Source organism: Marinococcus halophilus, assembly GCF_002265875.1.
GTDB lineage: Bacteria > Bacillota > Bacilli > Bacillales > Marinococcaceae > Marinococcus > Marinococcus halophilus.
Window position 1 is genome coordinate 1 of the sequence record NZ_NPFA01000013.1, and the last position, 16,191, is coordinate 16,191.

Annotated in this window: 18 protein-coding genes, 1 pseudogene and 1 riboswitch; of the genes and pseudogenes, 18 read left to right on the forward strand and 1 reads right to left on the reverse strand. The window is 47.1% G+C overall.

The features are described from left to right. A pseudogene (locus CHL76_RS12625) lies at positions 1-257 on the reverse strand (ectoine hydroxylase); the annotation flags it as partial. A gap of 321 nt (positions 258-578) precedes the next feature. Between CHL76_RS12625 and CHL76_RS12630 the strand changes: the two are divergent. The 18 genes from CHL76_RS12630 (at position 579) to CHL76_RS12715 (ending at position 15,980) form a co-directional block, all read left to right on the forward strand. Beyond that, positions 579-884, forward strand: a complete 306-nt coding sequence (locus tag CHL76_RS12630) for an antibiotic biosynthesis monooxygenase family protein (RefSeq protein ID WP_094908766.1) — start codon at positions 579-581, stop codon at positions 882-884. Further along, positions 881-1,243, forward strand: coding sequence for a hypothetical protein (locus CHL76_RS12635; protein WP_079475533.1), 363 nt, complete (start codon positions 881-883; stop codon positions 1,241-1,243). Before CHL76_RS12630 ends, CHL76_RS12635 begins: the two co-directional genes overlap by 4 nt. Positions 1,244-1,254: 11 nt before the next feature. After that, positions 1,255-1,914 carry a cobalamin B12-binding domain-containing protein gene (locus CHL76_RS12640; RefSeq protein WP_094908767.1) on the forward strand — a complete coding sequence of 220 codons (660 nt, stop codon included), beginning with the start codon at positions 1,255-1,257 and terminating at the stop codon, positions 1,912-1,914. Next, the gene (locus tag CHL76_RS12645) at positions 1,895-2,656 is read left to right on the forward strand and encodes an STAS domain-containing protein (RefSeq protein ID WP_094908768.1); all 762 of its coding nucleotides are present in this window, start codon (positions 1,895-1,897) and stop codon (positions 2,654-2,656) included. The genes CHL76_RS12640 and CHL76_RS12645 overlap by 20 nt, the downstream gene beginning before the upstream one ends. Positions 2,657-2,732: 76 nt before the next feature. Further along, on the forward strand, positions 2,733-3,095 hold the full coding sequence (locus CHL76_RS12650; protein ID WP_094908769.1) for an arsenate reductase family protein: 363 nt from the start codon (positions 2,733-2,735) through the stop codon (positions 3,093-3,095). Positions 3,096-3,122: 27 nt separating this feature from the next. Then, positions 3,123-3,506 (forward strand): glycine cleavage system protein GcvH, encoded by a 384-nt coding sequence (gene gcvH / locus CHL76_RS12655; protein ID WP_079475537.1) that lies wholly within the window; start codon positions 3,123-3,125, stop codon positions 3,504-3,506. 165 nt (positions 3,507-3,671) lie between these two features. Then, positions 3,672-3,777: riboswitch (SAM riboswitch) on the forward strand. A 158-nt stretch (positions 3,778-3,935) separates the two neighbouring features. After that, entirely contained in the window at positions 3,936-4,955 is a 1,020-nt protein-coding gene (locus CHL76_RS12660; protein ID WP_079475538.1) for a methionine ABC transporter ATP-binding protein, read from the forward strand. Then, complete coding sequence (locus CHL76_RS12665; protein WP_079475539.1) at positions 4,948-5,616, forward strand: methionine ABC transporter permease; 669 nt, start codon at positions 4,948-4,950, stop codon at positions 5,614-5,616. Before CHL76_RS12660 ends, CHL76_RS12665 begins: the two co-directional genes overlap by 8 nt. 26 nt (positions 5,617-5,642) lie before the next feature. Further along, entirely contained in the window at positions 5,643-6,476 is an 834-nt protein-coding gene (locus CHL76_RS12670; protein ID WP_079475540.1) for a MetQ/NlpA family ABC transporter substrate-binding protein, read from the forward strand. Positions 6,477-6,878: 402 nt separating this feature from the next. After that, positions 6,879-7,667 (forward strand): Fe-S cluster assembly ATPase SufC, encoded by a 789-nt coding sequence (sufC, locus tag CHL76_RS12675; RefSeq protein ID WP_022793930.1) that lies wholly within the window; start codon positions 6,879-6,881, stop codon positions 7,665-7,667. Between the two features lie 25 nt (positions 7,668-7,692). Next, on the forward strand, positions 7,693-9,003 hold the full coding sequence (sufD, locus tag CHL76_RS12680; protein WP_079475541.1) for a Fe-S cluster assembly protein SufD: 1,311 nt from the start codon (positions 7,693-7,695) through the stop codon (positions 9,001-9,003). Then, positions 9,003-10,226, forward strand: a complete 1,224-nt coding sequence (locus tag CHL76_RS12685; protein ID WP_079475542.1) for a cysteine desulfurase — start codon at positions 9,003-9,005, stop codon at positions 10,224-10,226. Before sufD ends, CHL76_RS12685 begins: the two co-directional genes overlap by 1 nt. Beyond that, positions 10,213-10,659 carry a Fe-S cluster assembly sulfur transfer protein SufU gene (gene sufU, locus CHL76_RS12690; RefSeq protein ID WP_079475543.1) on the forward strand — a complete coding sequence of 149 codons (447 nt, stop codon included), beginning with the start codon at positions 10,213-10,215 and terminating at the stop codon, positions 10,657-10,659. Before CHL76_RS12685 ends, sufU begins: the two co-directional genes overlap by 14 nt. Positions 10,660-10,728: 69 nt before the next feature. Further along, positions 10,729-12,129: a Fe-S cluster assembly protein SufB gene (gene sufB, locus CHL76_RS12695; RefSeq protein ID WP_079475544.1), complete on the forward strand. Its 1,401-nt coding sequence runs from the start codon at positions 10,729-10,731 to the stop codon at positions 12,127-12,129. A 123-nt stretch (positions 12,130-12,252) separates the two neighbouring features. Next, positions 12,253-13,122: a DUF72 domain-containing protein gene (locus CHL76_RS12700; protein WP_079476996.1), complete on the forward strand. Its 870-nt coding sequence runs from the start codon at positions 12,253-12,255 to the stop codon at positions 13,120-13,122. A 75-nt stretch (positions 13,123-13,197) separates the two neighbouring features. After that, complete coding sequence (locus CHL76_RS12705; RefSeq protein WP_079475545.1) at positions 13,198-14,601, forward strand: bifunctional metallophosphatase/5'-nucleotidase; 1,404 nt, start codon at positions 13,198-13,200, stop codon at positions 14,599-14,601. A 96-nt stretch (positions 14,602-14,697) separates the two neighbouring features. Then, entirely contained in the window at positions 14,698-15,492 is a 795-nt protein-coding gene (locus tag CHL76_RS12710; RefSeq protein ID WP_079475546.1) for a thymidylate synthase, read from the forward strand. After that, on the forward strand, positions 15,489-15,980 hold the full coding sequence (locus CHL76_RS12715; protein WP_079475547.1) for a dihydrofolate reductase: 492 nt from the start codon (positions 15,489-15,491) through the stop codon (positions 15,978-15,980). Before CHL76_RS12710 ends, CHL76_RS12715 begins: the two co-directional genes overlap by 4 nt. The last annotated feature ends 211 nt before the right edge of the window (positions 15,981-16,191 follow it).

A 16,191-nucleotide genomic window follows, 5' to 3' on the forward strand; every position in this document is an offset into this window, starting at 1 on the left:
TTCGGCTCCTTGATCACGTCCGGCGCGTCGCGCTCTTCGTTGCGCTTCATCGTCTCCCGGAGCTCGCGCTTCATCATGTCGACTTCCTCGTCGGTGAACAGCTTCTGGAGCATGAGGTAGCCGTTCTCGTCGTAAAAGTCCAGTTCCTTCTGCTGCAGCGGGCCATCATATCCGGCGCTCCCGTGTACTACCGGGTCCTTCCGGTCCATGATTTCCTTATGGTCGCCCTGTCTGGATGGATATTTATCGACTGCCATTGTTCAAAATACCTCCTTTATATTTTAACCAAGGGATTAAAACCTCAGTCAATCAGACACATTCCCGGCTTAAAAAGGAATAAACATTAGAAACGGAAAATTTTTAATAATTAAATAAGCAGGAAAAGTTCTAAGCCGGATTTGATGCGTAATGGACTCATATTAAAAAAATTTTATTTTTTTAAGCGATAACATCATATTCAAACCACTTAGTATATGCTTTTATACTTGCTGTTGTGCCGGGAGATTTGGCATTGGCGTTCCCCTTTCAGGATTGATACAATATTAAGCATTGAAAAGTCGATATAGGAGGACACTGGTATGCACATTGTTACGTCCACATTTAGAGTCCCGGAAGAAAAAGCGGCCGAGGTTATTGCAATATATGAAAAAAGATCGCGACGGGTGGACAAGGCAGAAGGGTTTCTGAAGTTTCAGCTTCTGCAGAATGAAAAAAAGCCCGGTGAATTAACGGTCTACATGGTATGGACATCTAAGGAAATGTATTTGAACTGGGTACGGAGTAAAGAATTTAAAGAAATACATGAAATGGAGAAAAACTATCCGGATCAGGAGCTTGCAGGCATTGTGCCGGAAGTTCACCAGTACCAGGTGGTGGCAGAATGACGCCGGAGGAAAAAGAAAAAATTGTTCAGCACGTCTCTGAAGAAATATATAAAGCTCATCCCTGGCTTTGGGACAGGTTCAAAGAGAGAGGGAGGGAGAAAACAGAAGAAGATAATCATCACCATCTCAAACATCTTGAAACCTCCTATGCTCTTTCGGACCGCTCTTTTTTTCTGGATTACACAGCGTGGCTGGAGTCAGTTTTAAACGAGCGGGGAGTATCTACTGCCATCATTATTGATAACTATAAGCGTTTGAGAGCAATCTTCCCTCTTTATGCGGCTAAAGAGGAGCGGCTCTTTTTTACGGAATGTCTTACGGAGGGCATTGAGCAGCTTGAAGAAAACATTCAGAAATAAGGTGACAATTAATGATAATACGACCGGAAGATCTGGCAGGCATGATGCTCGATGGACTCGATGAAGAGGCCTGGCAGGAAATCCAAAAAGTAAATAAGCACATGACGTTAACCGGGATCTATGAAGATCTGCTGACACCTGCTATGTATCATGTTGGAGAACTCTGGCAGGAGAATAAAATATCGGTCGCAGATGAGCACCTGGCAACGGCGACATGTGATTTTCTGCTTTCCCGACTGGAGCGAAGGGAAGAAAAGCAGCCCTCACCAGATGCTCCAAAAGCACTTCTTTTCGGTGTAGCGGAAGAGCAGCACTATTTAGGCTTAAGAATGGCGGCCTCCATTTTTCGGGCACGCGGCTGGTCGGTGAAGTATCTCGGACCAAATCTGCCAGCTGAGCAGGCGCTCGCTTTTGCAGAAAAATGGCAGCCGCAGGCAGTCGCCATGTCGGCAGCCCTCTCGTATCGTCTTCCTTCGTTATTTTCCTACATTGAGACCTTTACTGCTCTGAAAGAAAAGCCGGCGGTCCTCCTCGGCGGCAAGATGGCAAGAGAACGCGATGTAGGTGAACTATTTTCCGGGGAAGTTATCCGGATGGATGGGCTGCGTACGCTCGAGCGTTGGATCGAAGGAGAAGAGGAGGGAGGCACCTATGCCAGATCTCAGTCCTGAGGCTCTGCCGCTTCCTTACGTACAAATAGATAAGCATTACAAAATCATTTATATGTCTTCTTCCGCGCGGAGTCGTTTTGGCCATAAGGAATATTTTTATGAGTGGCTGGATGAAGGAAGCTGGGAAAAGGCAAAACGGCTGTTTCAAGATACGCCTGAAGAAAATGGCGTAGAGTTGATTTTTATCGACGAAGACCGTGTCTCCACTGTGATGGATGTATACACGGAAAAAAGCAACGATCTGCACATCCACGTGCTGCTTGTGCCAAAGGATCAAAGCTACAGCAATGTCTCAGGCAAGCTCGAACGTCTTCGCGACCGCCTTCGGGAGACGAATACAGAACTGCTTGAAGAAAAAGAAACGATGGAAGCCGTCATTAAGGAAAATTACCGCCTGTCCGCTCCGTTTATTGAAATTACAAAAGATATGGCCCTTGTGCCCCTTCACGGCGATATTAACGAGCAGAAAGTGTCACTAATCGCAGAAAAAGTTGTCCATGCCTGGCACCGGGGGGAGTACGAAAAGACAATTTTTGATTTTACCGGGGTGGGAGAGGTGGACGAAGAGGGGATGAAGGAACTGCGCAGCACCTTTGAAGCGCTCACCTTGATGGGCACTAAAGTCATCGTGGCCGGCATCCTCCCGCGCCAGGCCAAACAGCTTCAGGAAATGCATACCTCCCTTGCTTTTGAATTCAGCCGTTCACTCGAACAAGTCTTAACAGCTTCCCTTGGCAGTTAAAAACAAAATGAAACTTTCCAACCTGGAAAGATTCCGCTACAATTAGAGGAAAGAAAGCGTGTGAGGAGGCCTGGCATTGGCACTTACTTTTTATGGATATCCCCCGTGCGATACATGCCGCAAAGCTAAAAAGTGGCTTGAAACAGAAGAGATCCCTTTTAACGAGTATCATATTGTAGACCATCCGCCTTCTAAGGAAGAACTAAAGAAGTGGAAAGAGCAGGAAGGGCTCGAATGGAAACAGTTTTTTAACACAAGCGGAAAAAAGTACAGGGAGATGGACTTGAAGAGCCGTCTGCCGAAAGCGTCCGAAGAAGAAATTCTGGAATGGCTCTCCTCTGATGGAATGCTCATAAAAAGACCTGTCGTGACAGATGGCGAGAGTGTTACCCTTGGGTTTAAGGAACCAGTTTTTGAGGAAAAGTGGAAAGCGTATTAGTATTCATTTGAAGGAGGATGATTATGCATGAGTGTGCCAGATGAACTTTTGTATTCAGAAGAACATGAATGGGTGAAAAAAGAAGACGGACGTCTTCGCGTTGGGGTCACGGATTTTGCCCAATCAGAGCTTGGCGATATTGTATTCGTAGAGCTTCCAGAGGTTGGGGATGAGCTTGAAGCAGGTGAACCATTTGGAAGTGTAGAGTCTGTAAAAACGGTATCGGAGCTTTATGCCCCGGTCACAGGGAAAGTCGTAGAAATTAACGAAGACCTGGATGATTCTCCGGAATTCGTTAATGAATCGCCGTATGAAAAAGCTTGGATGATCGTTGTAGAGCCTTCCAATGAAAGCGAACTGGATGATCTAATGTCTCCGGCTCAGTATTCGGACATGGTAAGCGACGATTAATACTGATCTACATAGAAGCTGGCCTGTAAACAGGCAGCTTCTTTTTTTGAAGAGCTTTAATACTGATCGTTTTCACCCTTTTCAGCACGACACCAACAGTTGACGCTTATAGGAAAAGGTGCTATTATCAATAGCATCGTCAAATATGAACGGATAATCATCGTTCACTTATCAAGAGAGGTGGAGGGGCTGGCCCTGTGAAACCCGGCAACCAGTCTGCATAAGCAGACATGGTGCCAATTCCTGCAGGCATATGTCTGCAAGATGAGTGGAAAGGATTCTTAAAAACCTTTCTGCTCGTGTGCAGAAAGGTTTTTTCTTTATGGTTCGAGGTGGAAAGAGAACATTTGCCGGAACTGTGAAGATTTAAAACCTACTATTTACATCTCTTTAATGAAGATAAAGAAGGACGATGAAGGAGAGAGCGGTATGATTCAATTAAAAGGTTTGTCCAAGGCCTTTCAAACAAAAACCCAAACCGTTACTGCCGTAGATAACGTCAGCCTTTCTATTGATGAAGGAGAGATCTTTGGCATTATCGGCTACAGCGGCGCAGGTAAAAGTACGCTTGTAAGGCTGTTAAATAAGCTCGAAACCGCAACGAGCGGTGAAGTAACCATCGAGGGAGAGAGCATTACCTCCTTAAAAGGGCAGTCTCTTCGCAGCGCCCGCCAGGAGATAGGAATGGTGTTTCAACACTTTAACCTGCTGTGGTCGCGGACAGTAGCAGAAAACATTGCGTTTCCACTCGAAATTGCAAAGCAGTCAAAGCAGGAACGAAACAAACGGGTGCAGGAGCTGGTGAACCTTGTCGGCCTTGAAGGCCGGGAAGATTCCTATCCTTCCCAGCTGAGCGGCGGCCAGAAGCAGCGGGTTGGCATTGCAAGGGCTCTTGCTAACAACCCAAAGGTGCTGCTGTGCGATGAAGCGACGTCGGCCCTGGATCCAAAAACAACGGATTCTATTCTCGCTCTGCTGACTGATATTAATAAAAAGCTCGGTTTAACCATTGTGCTGATCACGCACGAAATGCACGTAATCCGTAAAATCTGCCACCGGGTGGCAGTGATGGAAAACGGCAGAGTCGTTGAAGAAGGGCCTGTGCTCCAGGTCTTCCGAAAGCCCCAGGAGCATATGACAAAAGAATTCGTGCGCCAGATTACGGAGCCGGAGGAAGATGCCTCGGAAATTGTATTTAATGAAGAAGAAACCGGGGCAGTGGTACAGCTGAAGTTTTTGGAAAACAAGGCTGAGCAGCCGTTCATTTCCAAAGTCATCCGCCAGTTTGATGTGGATGTGAACATTATTCAGGGAAAAATTTCCCAGACGCAGCGCGGCAGTTATGGCTCTCTTTTCATCCGCATCAAAGGCAGCCATGAGGAAATCGAAAAAGCGCTGGACTACCTCCGTGAAGAAGAAATAGAAGCGGAGGTGATGGAGCATGCTTAGCACCTGGATGGAAGAAATTAATTGGGAAAATATGTGGATTGCTACGTGGGAAACTGTATATATGAGCTTGATCGCGGTAGCAGCAACGTTTTTACTCGGAACAATACTAGGCGTTCTGCTGTATTTAACGGATAAGGGAAACATGTGGGAAAACAAGCCGGTGCATACGGTGACAGCGGCGATCGTCAATATTTTTCGTTCGATTCCGTTTATTATTCTAATCATTCTGCTTATTCCATTCACAACCTTTTTAATTGGCACGATGCTCGGGCCGAGTGCAGCGCTGCCAGCGCTGATTATCGGTGCAGCTCCTTTCTATGCCCGTCTGGTGGAAATTGGCTTGAGAGAAGTAGATAAGGGCGTTATTGAAGCTTCGCAGGCAATGGGGGCGACCCAGTGGCAGATCATCCAAAAGGTGCTTCTGCCTGAAGCCTTGCCATCCTTAATTTCCGGGATCACGGTGACAGGCATCACGCTGGTCAGCTACACCGCCATGGCCGGTGTTGTAGGCGGGGGCGGTCTCGGGAACCTTGCGTATCAGGAAGGGTTCCAGCGAAGCAACAATGACGTGGTGTTTGTTGCTACAGTCCTGATTTTGGTTATTGTCTTCATTCTACAGTGGGTGGGCGATATTTGGACGAGACAGATAGATAAACGATAAATATTATATTAATGGGGGAATTTTTCATGAAGAAAACACTACTTGGAGTTTCATTACTTTCCACGGCGGTACTTGCAGCATGCGGATCTGATTCAGAATCAGGAGACGGTTCCGGAGAAGACACGCAAACACTTACCGTAGGGGCTACGAGTGTACCGCATGCCGAAATTCTGGAATTTGCCGAAGATCAGCTTGAAGAAGAAAATATCGAGCTTGAAATTGAAACCTTCAACGACTATATTGTTCCAAACGAAGCGTTGGCTTCGGAAGAAATTGATGCAAACTATTTTCAGCATATTCCGTATCTTGAAGATCAAATGGAAGAAAACGAAAACTATGATTTTGTTAACATGGGCGGTATTCACATAGAACCTATCGGTGTTTATTCCCAGGAATACGACAGCCTTGATGCCCTTCCTGATGGGGCTGAAATAATTATGAGCAACTCGGTCGCAGACCACGGCCGGATCCTTCAGATGCTTGAACAGGAAGGCATGCTTACGCTTGAAGAAGGGGCCGGTGTGGAAGCAACTGTGGAGGATATTGCTGAAAATCCGAAAAATCTGCAGTTCCAGGCGGACATTGATGCGGCTACACTTCCGCAAGTGTACAATAATGGCGAGGGGGATGCAGTGTTTATTAACTCCAACTACGCGATTGATGCCGACCTGAATCCACAGGAAGATGCCATTGCGCTTGAAAGCCCGGAAGACAATCCGTATGTCAATGTGGTAGCGGCGAGGGCAGAGGATGAAGATAATGAAACGATTCAGACGCTCGTGGAGGTATTGCAATCGGAAGAAACACAGCAATTTATTGAAGAAGAATACGATGGAGCTGTTATTCCTGCCGAGCAATAATAGCGGACAGGCCGGACTTGTTGACTAAGTCCGGTCTTTTGTATTAAGTAGAACTAAAAGAGAATCTCCATTGAAAGAGTTTTTCTTTTTTTACTTCTCACTGAGGTTTGGTATACTGTAAGGGTGAATGAAGGAAAGCATTGAACAAGGAGGGTCGTTCCTGCAAATGTTTGTATAGGCGCCCTCCTTTTTGTATGAATGCTTTTATTGAGAATAAAGCCAAGGAATTCTCATTTATTTCCTATGCGTTTTATTATCATACAGCAGCTTAAAAATGAAATGTATCGGGAGATGAAGCGAGTTTGCTTGAAGTCAGTTTATATTTGTTATAAAATAATAATTATAATAAATAGAGAAAAAACAGCGGTTTCCGCTTGATTCCAAAATATGGAGGTATGCAAAATGGCAACGCCGAATTTGAAAATTGAGAATTTGCACGTAGAAATTGAAGGTACTGAAATCATTAAAGGTTTCGATCTGGAAATGAACGGCGGAGAAATTCACGCAATCATGGGACCAAACGGAACAGGGAAATCCACGCTTGCTTCTGCAGTGATGGGCCATCCGAAGTATGAAATTACTAAAGGAACTATCACTCTTGACGGAGAAGACGTTCTCGACATGGAAGTCGACGAGCGCGCAAGAGCAGGTCTTTTTCTCGCAATGCAGTATCCAAGTGAAGTGAGCGGTGTAACGAACTCTGACTTTATGCGTTCGGCCATTAACGCTAAGCGCGGCGAAGGCAATGAAATCCAGCTGATGAAATTTATCCGCCAGATGGATGAAAAAATGAACATGCTTGAAATTGACGAATCGTTCTCCCAGCGTTATTTAAACGAAGGTTTCTCCGGCGGTGAGAAAAAGCGTAATGAAATTCTTCAGCTTCTTATGATGGAACCAAAAATCGCTATCCTGGACGAAATCGATTCCGGTCTTGATATCGACGCGCTCAAAGTCGTTTCCAAAGGCGTAAACGACATGAAAAGCCCGGACTTTGGCTGCTTAATCATCACTCACTATCAACGCCTCTTGAACTACATCACTCCGGATAAAGTGCACGTTATGATGCAGGGACGTATTGTTAAATCCGGCGGCGCCGAATTGGCCCAGCGTCTTGAAAACGAAGGCTATGAGTGGATTAAAGAAGAACTCGGCATTGAAAACGAACGCGTTGGAGAACCACAGGAATAATTTTAACAGCAGGGGAGGCGAAATGATGTCTATAGATACTACTTGGAAATACGACGAAAAATATGTCGAAGATTTTTCGAACAACCAAAATGAACCACAATGGCTGAAGGAGCAGCGCCTGAGCGCAAGCCGCCTGTCAGAAAAGCTGGAGCTGCCAAAACCGGAAAAAACGAACATTAAAACGTGGAACTTTACCGAATTTGAGCACCAGGGCACTTCGAAAGAAACCTTTTCCTCGTCGGACGAACTGCATGAACAAGTGCAGGGACTTATTGATAAAAACGCCACAGAGCAAAATCTTCTCGTGCAAAGAGACGGCCAGACGGTTTTGTATGAAGCAAGCAGCACGCTTGAAGAGCAGGGCGTTATTTTCACAGATATCGCAACGGCGGCCATCGAGCACGGCGATCTGCTCGAACGTTATTTCATGGGCAATGCCGTACAGGTGGATGAGCATCGCTTCACAGCGCTCAACGTAGCTCTGATGAACGGGGGGACATTCATCTATGTGCCGAAAAATGTAAAAGTGGAAGCGCCGCTTCAAGCAATCTATTGGCTGGAGCAGGCCGATATGGGGCTGTTCAACCACGTAGTTATTGTAGCAGAAGCAAACAGTGAAGTGACGTATCTTGAGAACTACGTTTCTTATGATACCGAAACGCCTTCTGTAGTTAATGCAATTGCAGAAGTTTATGCCGAAGAAGGCGCGAACGTTTCCTTTGGCGGCGTGGATCACTTAGAGAAGGCGACCACGGTTTACACTAACCGCCGCGGCTACGCACTTAAGGACGCAAGCATCGACTGGGCACTTGGCCAGATGAATGAAGGAAATACAGTATCGGACAACACGACTGCACTTGTAGGCGATGGTTCGACTTCTGATAAAAAATCCGTGGCTATTGGCCGTGGAGAGCAGAGCCAGAACTTCTGGGCCCATATTATCCAGTTTGGTAAAAATACGGATGGCCAGATTTTGACTCACGGTGTTATGAAAGACAAAGCTTCTGCTATCTTTAACGGCGTTAATAAGATTGAGCACGGGGCAACAAAAGCTAACGGAGAGCAAACCGAGCGTGTGCTTATGCTCAGTGAACGTGCACGTGGCGACGCGAACCCAATTCTCCTTATCGATGAAGACGATGTTACAGCCGGCCACGCAGCTTCTGTCGGCCGCGTTGACCCGGTTCAGCTTTATTACATGATGAGCCGCGGGATTCCGCAAACAGAAGCAGAACGGCTGATTATTCATGGCTTCCTCGCTCCAGTAGTGGACGCACTGCCAATTCAAGCTGTGAAAGATCGTCTGACGGAGGTAATTGAAAGGAAAGTATACTAATGGATGTAAAAGCCATTCGTGAACAGTTTCCTATACTGCAGCAGGAAGTAAACGGAAGCCCGCTGGTCTATCTTGACTCGGCGGCTACTTCCCAAAAACCGCTGCAGGTCATTGAAGCGGTTAATGATTACTACCGCCGCTATAATTCCAATGTCCACCGCGGGGTGCATACACTTGGAAGCATGGCGACGGATGAATACGAAGGAGCCCGGGAAAAAGTCCGTGCCTTCATCAATGCCCCCTCCTCCCAGCAGATCATTTTCAACCGCGGCACGACAGTCGGCATTAACACGGTGGCTTCAAGCTACGGAGATGCTCATCTGCAGGAAGGCGATGAAATCGTCCTGACAGAAAAAGAACATCATTCCAATCTTATTCCGTGGCAGCAGGCAGCAAAACGTAACGGAGCCCATCTCCGGTATGTGGAGCTTGAAGCAGACGGAACGGTGACGGCAGAAAATGTACGCAAAGCTGTTTCCGAAAAAACAAAAATTGTTGCCGTCAGTCACGTCTCAAACGTACTTGGCACGGTGGACCCCATTAAAGATATTGCCGCTATCGCCCATGAACACGGAGCGATCATCGTCGTAGACGGTGCCCAGAGCGTCCCGCACATGACGGTGGACGTGCAGGACCTGGACGTGGACTTTTACGCCTTCTCCGGACACAAAATGGGCGGCCCGACAGGGATCGGTGTTCTTTATGGCAGAAAATCTCTTCTGGAAAATATGGAACCGGTGGAATTTGGCGGCGAAATGATTGACTTTGTCGGGCTTTATGATTCAACATGGAAAGAAACCCCGTGGAAGTTTGAAGGGGGCACACCGATCATTGCTGGTGCTATTGGTCTAGGAGCAGCAATTGATTTCCTGAAAGAGATAGGCCTGGATGACATTGCTGCTCACGAAAAAGAGCTCGGCCAATACGCGCTCAAGCAATTATCGGCGGTGGATGGTCTGGAAGTATACGGACCAAAAGAACGTACAGGCATTATGACGTTTAATGTACAGGATGTGCATCCACATGATGTCGCCACCGTTCTTGATGCAGAAGGCATTGCGGTACGCGCCGGCCATCATTGTGCGCAGCCGTTAATGAAGTGGCTCGATGTAGCCTCTACCGCCCGTGCCAGTTTTTATCTTTACAACTCCACAGAAGATATTGATGCTTTGGCAGAGGGGTTAATAAGAGTAAAGGAGTATTTCGGTGATGTCTTCGCATAATTTAGATACACTTTACCGCCAGGTCATCATGGATCACTACAAAAATCCAAGAAACAAAGGTGACCTGGAGGAAGAGACACTTCATGTCAACATGAACAACCCAACATGCGGCGATCGCATCCAGCTTCAGCTGAAGGTGGAAGAAGAAAAAATCTCCGATGCAAGATTTGTTGGAGAAGGCTGCTCGATCAGTTTATCCTCTGCTTCGATGATGACGGAGGCCGTAAAAGGTCACACTGTCGAAGAAGCACTGGATATGGCGCAGATGTTTTCGCAGTTAATGCAGGGCGAAGAGATCGACGATACGAAATACGACCTTGGCGATATCGAAGCCCTGCAGGGCGTTACGAAGTTTCCCGCCCGCATTAAATGCGCAACACTTGCGTGGAAGGCCATGGAAAAAGGGTTAGTGGAAGAAGAAGACCGTTCATAATACAGCAACGTACTTGAAACACAGCGGGGATGGCTATGTTCATTCCTGACTCTAAGGAGGTATTTTCATATGGCAAAACAAATGCCGGAAATTGGTGAAGACTATCAGTATGGTTTTCATGACAAAGACGTTTCCATTTTCCGTTCTGGTAAAGGCCTCACAGAAGAAATTGTAGAAGAAATCTCCAGAATTAAAGAAGAACCTCAGTGGATGCTTGACTTCCGTCTGAAATCTCTGGAAATTTTTTATAAAAAACCAATGCCGCAATGGGGCGGCGATCTCTCCGGATTGGACTTTGACGCTATTACGTACTACGTAAAACCGTCGGAGCGTTCCGAAAAATCCTGGGATGAAGTTCCGGAAGAAATCAAAAACACATTCGACAAGCTCGGTATTCCGGAAGCAGAGCAAAAGTATCTGGCAGGGGTATCAGCACAGTACGAATCCGAAGTTGTATACCACAACATGGAAAAAGAGCTTGAAGAGCAAGGAATCGTGTTTAAAGATACTGACACTGCAGTAAAAGAAAACGAAGAGCTGTTCCGCGAGCACTTCGGCAAAGTAATTCCGCCGTCGGATAACAAATTCTCGGCACTAAACTCTGCAGTGTGGTCCGGTGGTTCCTTTATCTATGTACCAAAAGGTGCAAAGGTAGAAACACCGCTTCAGGCTTATTTCCGGATTAATTCGGAAAACATGGGACAGTTTGAGCGTACGCTGATCATTGCAGACGAAGGCAGCTCCGTGCACTATGTGGAAGGTTGTACCGCGCCGGTCTACTCCACTGATTCCCTGCACAGCGCCGTTGTTGAAATCATCGTGAAGAAAGACGCGTACTGCCGTTATACGACTATCCAGAACTGGGCTCCAAACGTTTACAACCTCGTAACTAAACGGGCGGTTGCAGACGCAGGCGCTACGATGGAATGGGTTGACGGTAACATCGGTTCTAAACTGACGATGAAATATCCATCGATTATTATGCGCGGTGAAGGTGCGAAAGGTACTGTTCTTTCCATCGCTATCGCCGGCCGCGGCCAGCATCAGGACGCAGGCGCGAAGGTAATGCACCTGGCTCCTAACTGTTCCTCCACTATCGTTTCGAAATCTATTTCGAAACAGGGCGGAAAAGTAACGTACCGCGGCATTGCGAACTTCGGACGTAAGTCTGACGGTTCCAAATCGAAAATCGAATGTGATACGTTGATTATGGATAATGAATCCACTTCGGATACCATTCCGTACAACGAAATTTATAACAACAATATTGCTCTTGAGCACGAAGCAACGGTTTCCAAAGTATCAGAAGAGCAGCTCTTCTATCTGATGAGCCGCGGCGTTGGTGAACAGGAAGCAACTGAAATGATCGTTATGGGCTTCATTGAGCCGTTTACAAAAGAACTGCCAATGGAATATGCCGTAGAAATGAACCGCTTGATCAGCTTTGAAATGGAAGGCTCGATCGGTTAATTTCCGAGTCCAGTACGAAACAGGGGAAACTGTCCTTGGAAGAGCTATTACTGCTCTGAAAAGGGCAGTTTTTTTGTTTTATTTTAAAGAAGAACGTGAAAAGAACAGAGAGGTGAATAAATGATGATATACGTTGGATTAACCGGCTGGGGGGATCATGACTCTCTCTATCCGAAAGGATTAAAGCAAACAGACAAGCTGAAAGAATACAGCAAATATTTCCCGACAGTAGAAGTGGATTCCTCCTTCTACGCGATCCAGCCCAAGAAAAATATCGATAAATGGCTGCGGGAGACGCCGGATTCGTTCCGGTTTATTATGAAAGCCTATCAGGAGATGACCGGGCACCAGCGGGGTCCGAGTAAATATGAATCAAAGCAGGAAATGTTCGAACAGTACGCTCTGTCAGTGCGCCCGATGAAAGAAGCAGGCAAATTAGCGATGGTGCTTTGCCAGTTTCCACCCTGGTTTGAGTGCAATCGGGAAAACGTGGACTATCTTCGCTATTTAAGAGACCAGCTGCACGAATTTCCCTGCGCCCTTGAATTCCGGCATGAATCATGGTTCCATCCGGAGTTTCGGGAAAAAACGCTCGAATTCATGAAAAATGAAGACTGGATTCATTCGGTGGTAGATGAACCGCAGATTGAAGGCGGGTCGGTACCAATCGTGGAGGAAGCGACTACGTCTTCCAAAACGCTGATCCGTCTGCACGGACGTGATAAGAACGCCTGGCTGAAGCCGGCACGCGGTCAGGAATGGCGGAAGGTGCGTTATCGCTATAACTATTCTGATACAGAGCTTCAGGAATGGCAGGCACGGGCAGAACGACTGCAGAAAGAAAGCAGCGACGTGTACATGATCTTTAATAACAATTCCGAGCGTCACGCGGCTCCGAATGCACGCCGGCTGCTAGAGCTCTCCGGCATAGAATATGAGGGGCTGACTCCAAAACAAACCTCTCTCTTTAATGACGAGACCCGTGATTCGTAGTAAGATAAAAGAAGATGAAATGCACTCGTTCAGCATCTCAGCAGGAGGGAACGAGTCCAAAGGCGGTGAGACCTATTGTCCTCCAGTTTTTCTGTTTACCTGTACCATACAAATGATATTCACAGCGATCTTGACCAATGGACACGCACAGCAGCTTTTTTGAAAGAACGGGAAAAATTCCGCCAGGAACGGGGAGAGTCAGTGCTTCTCCTTGACCTCGGGGATCACACCGACCGGGTGCATGCAGTCACGGAGGCCACACATGGAAAAGGGAATGTGGAGCTGATGAACGAAGCCGGGATTCGATATGCTACGATTGGAAACAATGAAGGCATTACGTTCGCAAAGGAAGAGCTGCATCATATGTACGATGAAGCAGAGTTTCAAGTGCTCCTGGCCAATTTGTTCGATACAGATGGCCGGCGTCCCAGCTGGGCGGAGCCGTATACCATTCATACAACAGCAGAGGGAGTGCGGATTGGCCTGCTTGGCGTTACCGTCCCTTTTTATCCGTTTTATGACGGCCTGGACTGGAAAATTACAGAGCCAGAGCAGGTGATAGAGGAGTATTTACCCGAGCTCCGGGAACAGGCAGACGTTATGATTTTAATGTCGCATCTGGGTTATCCTAAGGACCTGGAGCTCGCTTCTTCGTATGATTTTGATGTTATTTTGGGGGCGCATACCCACCATCTGCTTGAAGATCCGGAATGGATGCACAATACATTGATTACGCAGTGTGGCAAGTTCGGCACGCATGCCGGAGAGCTTGAGCTACAGTTTGACGGGCCAACGAAGCGCCTCTCCGGCATTATTGGCAGAACCGTGGATGTACGCCGGCTGAAGCCTTCGCCGGTTACTGAAAGGCTTCTGGAGGCGCTCGAGGATGAAGCAGATAAGAATATGAATGAAGTAGTGACAGAGATTGCAGAACCGTTATCTGTATCGTGGACCCAGGAATCGCCGTTTGCTTCTCTTCTTGCCCACGGTTTGCGGGAGTGGTGCAAAACGGAGATATCCATGCTGAATTCGGGACTGCTGCTTCATTCGCTGCCGGCTGGGCCGGTGACGAAAAAAGATATCCATCGTCTCTGTCCTCATCCAATTAATCCATGCGTAGTGGAAGTGCAGGGGCATGTGCTTGAAGAAGTAGTGAAAAAAGCCTTTACGGAGGAAATGATCCGTTTGCCGCTGAAGGGCTTTGGTTTTCGCGGCGAAATGCTTGGCCATATGGTATTCAGCGGGATGGAGGTAAAAGCAGACTACGAGTATGGAGAATGGACCGTACGGAGTGTCTGGATTGGACAGGAGCTGCTTGACCCGTCAGAGACCTATGAGCTGGCTACACTTGATATGTTTACGCTTGGGCCGTTATACACTGGTCTATCGAATGCGGCCTCGAAGCGGTATTACATGCCGGAAATGATGCGCGACATTTTAGCTGATGTTCTCGTAAAGCAGTATACTGCGGGCGCCTGAGCAAGATGGAAAAATGGAAAGCCTTCAGCTTGATATTAAGCTCGAAGGCGCTTCCGTGCTTTTGCAAAAGAAGTACAAACATAGGGAGGAACAAACGTGAAACAATACTTAGATCTTTGCCGGCACGTGCTTGAAAATGGCGGGCAGAAAGACGATAGAACCGGCACCGGAACAATCAGCACCTTTGGCTGGCAGATGCGTTTTGACCTGCAGCAGGGCTTCCCGGTGATTACCACGAAAAAGCTGCACCTGCGCTCCATTATTCATGAACTGCTCTGGTTTTTGCAGGGGGAAACAAACATTGCTTACTTAAAAGAAAACAAAGTGAAAATCTGGGACGCCTGGGCAGATGAAGAGGGCAATTTAGGTCCGATCTACGGCAAACAGTGGCGTTCATGGGAAGGAGCAGGAGGCAAAACGGTGGACCAGATTTCAGACGTCGTGGAGGCGATCAAAACAAATCCGGACTCCAGAAGACTGATCGTCAGCGCTTGGAATGCCGCAGAAATTGAAGAGATGGCACTTGCGCCCTGCCACTGCCTCTTTCAATTTTACGTGCAGGACGGAAAATTGTCGTGCCAGCTGTATCAGCGGAGCGCAGATATTTTCCTGGGCGTGCCGTTTAACATTGCTTCGTATGCTCTCTTAACGCAAATGATCGCGCACGTGTGTGACCTTGAACCGGGAGAGTTCATTCACACCTTTGGAGATGCCCACATTTACAATAACCACGTGGAACAAATCAGGACTCAGTTGGAGCGGGAGCCGCGAAGCCTTCCGGAAATGAAAATTACCCGGAACGTGGATTCTATCTTTGATTTCACCATTGATGACTTTTCTCTCGAAGGATACGATCCGCATCCACATATTAAAGGCGAGGTGTCTGTATGATCGCATTTGTAGCTGCAGTGGCAAACGACCGGGTAATTGGGTATAGAAATGATCTTCCCTGGCACCTGCCCGCTGATTTGAAGCATTTTCAGAAAGTGACCAAGCACGGTACTGTTATCATGGGCAGGAGAACGTTTGAATCGATGAATGGACCGCTCCCGTACCGGACTAATGTCGTTATTACCGGCAATACAGACTGGTCGCATGAGGGGGCGCAGGTGGTACATGATATCGAAGAAATTCGCCGGCTTGCTGGAGAAGAGAAGCTGTATTACGTTATCGGAGGCAGTGGTGTTTTTACAGAGCTGTTGCCGGATGCCTCTTATATGTATTTGACCCATATCGACGCAGACGTTCCGGGAGATACGTACTTTCCCGAATGGAACGAATCGGAATGGGAAATCGCTGAAAAGGAAGAGGGGCCTGTGGATGAAAAAAACAAGCATCCGCACCGGTATGTTACGTACAGACGAAAAAACAATTCATAAATTTAGTAAAAGTCCTGCCGCACCGGGTTTTAAGTGCAGCAGGGCTTTTTTCTCTTCATCTCTAGAAGGGAAAAAGAAAAGATCACAGAAGATAGCGCTTGCAGAAAAACTTTTCTGTTCTTCACTTTGACAAGGCAAAGAAAGATAAATATAATGAATTATCAGACAAAAGTTGTGCATCAGCAGATGTTCACATAGTCATGTAACAGAC

Coding starts and splice junctions, on each gene's coding strand:
- sufC (WP_022793930.1), top strand. CDS start 6,879: ATGGCAACGCCGAATTTGAAAATTGAGAATTTGCACGTAGAAATTGAA.
- CHL76_RS12685 (WP_079475542.1), top strand. CDS start 9,003: ATGGATGTAAAAGCCATTCGTGAACAGTTTCCTATACTGCAGCAGGAA.
- CHL76_RS12630 (WP_094908766.1), top strand. CDS start 579: ATGCACATTGTTACGTCCACATTTAGAGTCCCGGAAGAAAAAGCGGCC.
- CHL76_RS12715 (WP_079475547.1), top strand. CDS start 15,489: ATGATCGCATTTGTAGCTGCAGTGGCAAACGACCGGGTAATTGGGTAT.
- CHL76_RS12660 (WP_079475538.1), top strand. CDS start 3,936: ATGATTCAATTAAAAGGTTTGTCCAAGGCCTTTCAAACAAAAACCCAA.
- sufB (WP_079475544.1), top strand. CDS start 10,729: ATGGCAAAACAAATGCCGGAAATTGGTGAAGACTATCAGTATGGTTTT.
- CHL76_RS12665 (WP_079475539.1), top strand. CDS start 4,948: ATGCTTAGCACCTGGATGGAAGAAATTAATTGGGAAAATATGTGGATT.
- gcvH (WP_079475537.1), top strand. CDS start 3,123: ATGAGTGTGCCAGATGAACTTTTGTATTCAGAAGAACATGAATGGGTG.
- sufD (WP_079475541.1), top strand. CDS start 7,693: ATGTCTATAGATACTACTTGGAAATACGACGAAAAATATGTCGAAGAT.
- CHL76_RS12700 (WP_079476996.1), top strand. CDS start 12,253: ATGATATACGTTGGATTAACCGGCTGGGGGGATCATGACTCTCTCTAT.
- CHL76_RS12640 (WP_094908767.1), top strand. CDS start 1,255: ATGATAATACGACCGGAAGATCTGGCAGGCATGATGCTCGATGGACTC.
- CHL76_RS12670 (WP_079475540.1), top strand. CDS start 5,643: ATGAAGAAAACACTACTTGGAGTTTCATTACTTTCCACGGCGGTACTT.
- CHL76_RS12645 (WP_094908768.1), top strand. CDS start 1,895: ATGCCAGATCTCAGTCCTGAGGCTCTGCCGCTTCCTTACGTACAAATA.
- CHL76_RS12635 (WP_079475533.1), top strand. CDS start 881: ATGACGCCGGAGGAAAAAGAAAAAATTGTTCAGCACGTCTCTGAAGAA.
- sufU (WP_079475543.1), top strand. CDS start 10,213: ATGTCTTCGCATAATTTAGATACACTTTACCGCCAGGTCATCATGGAT.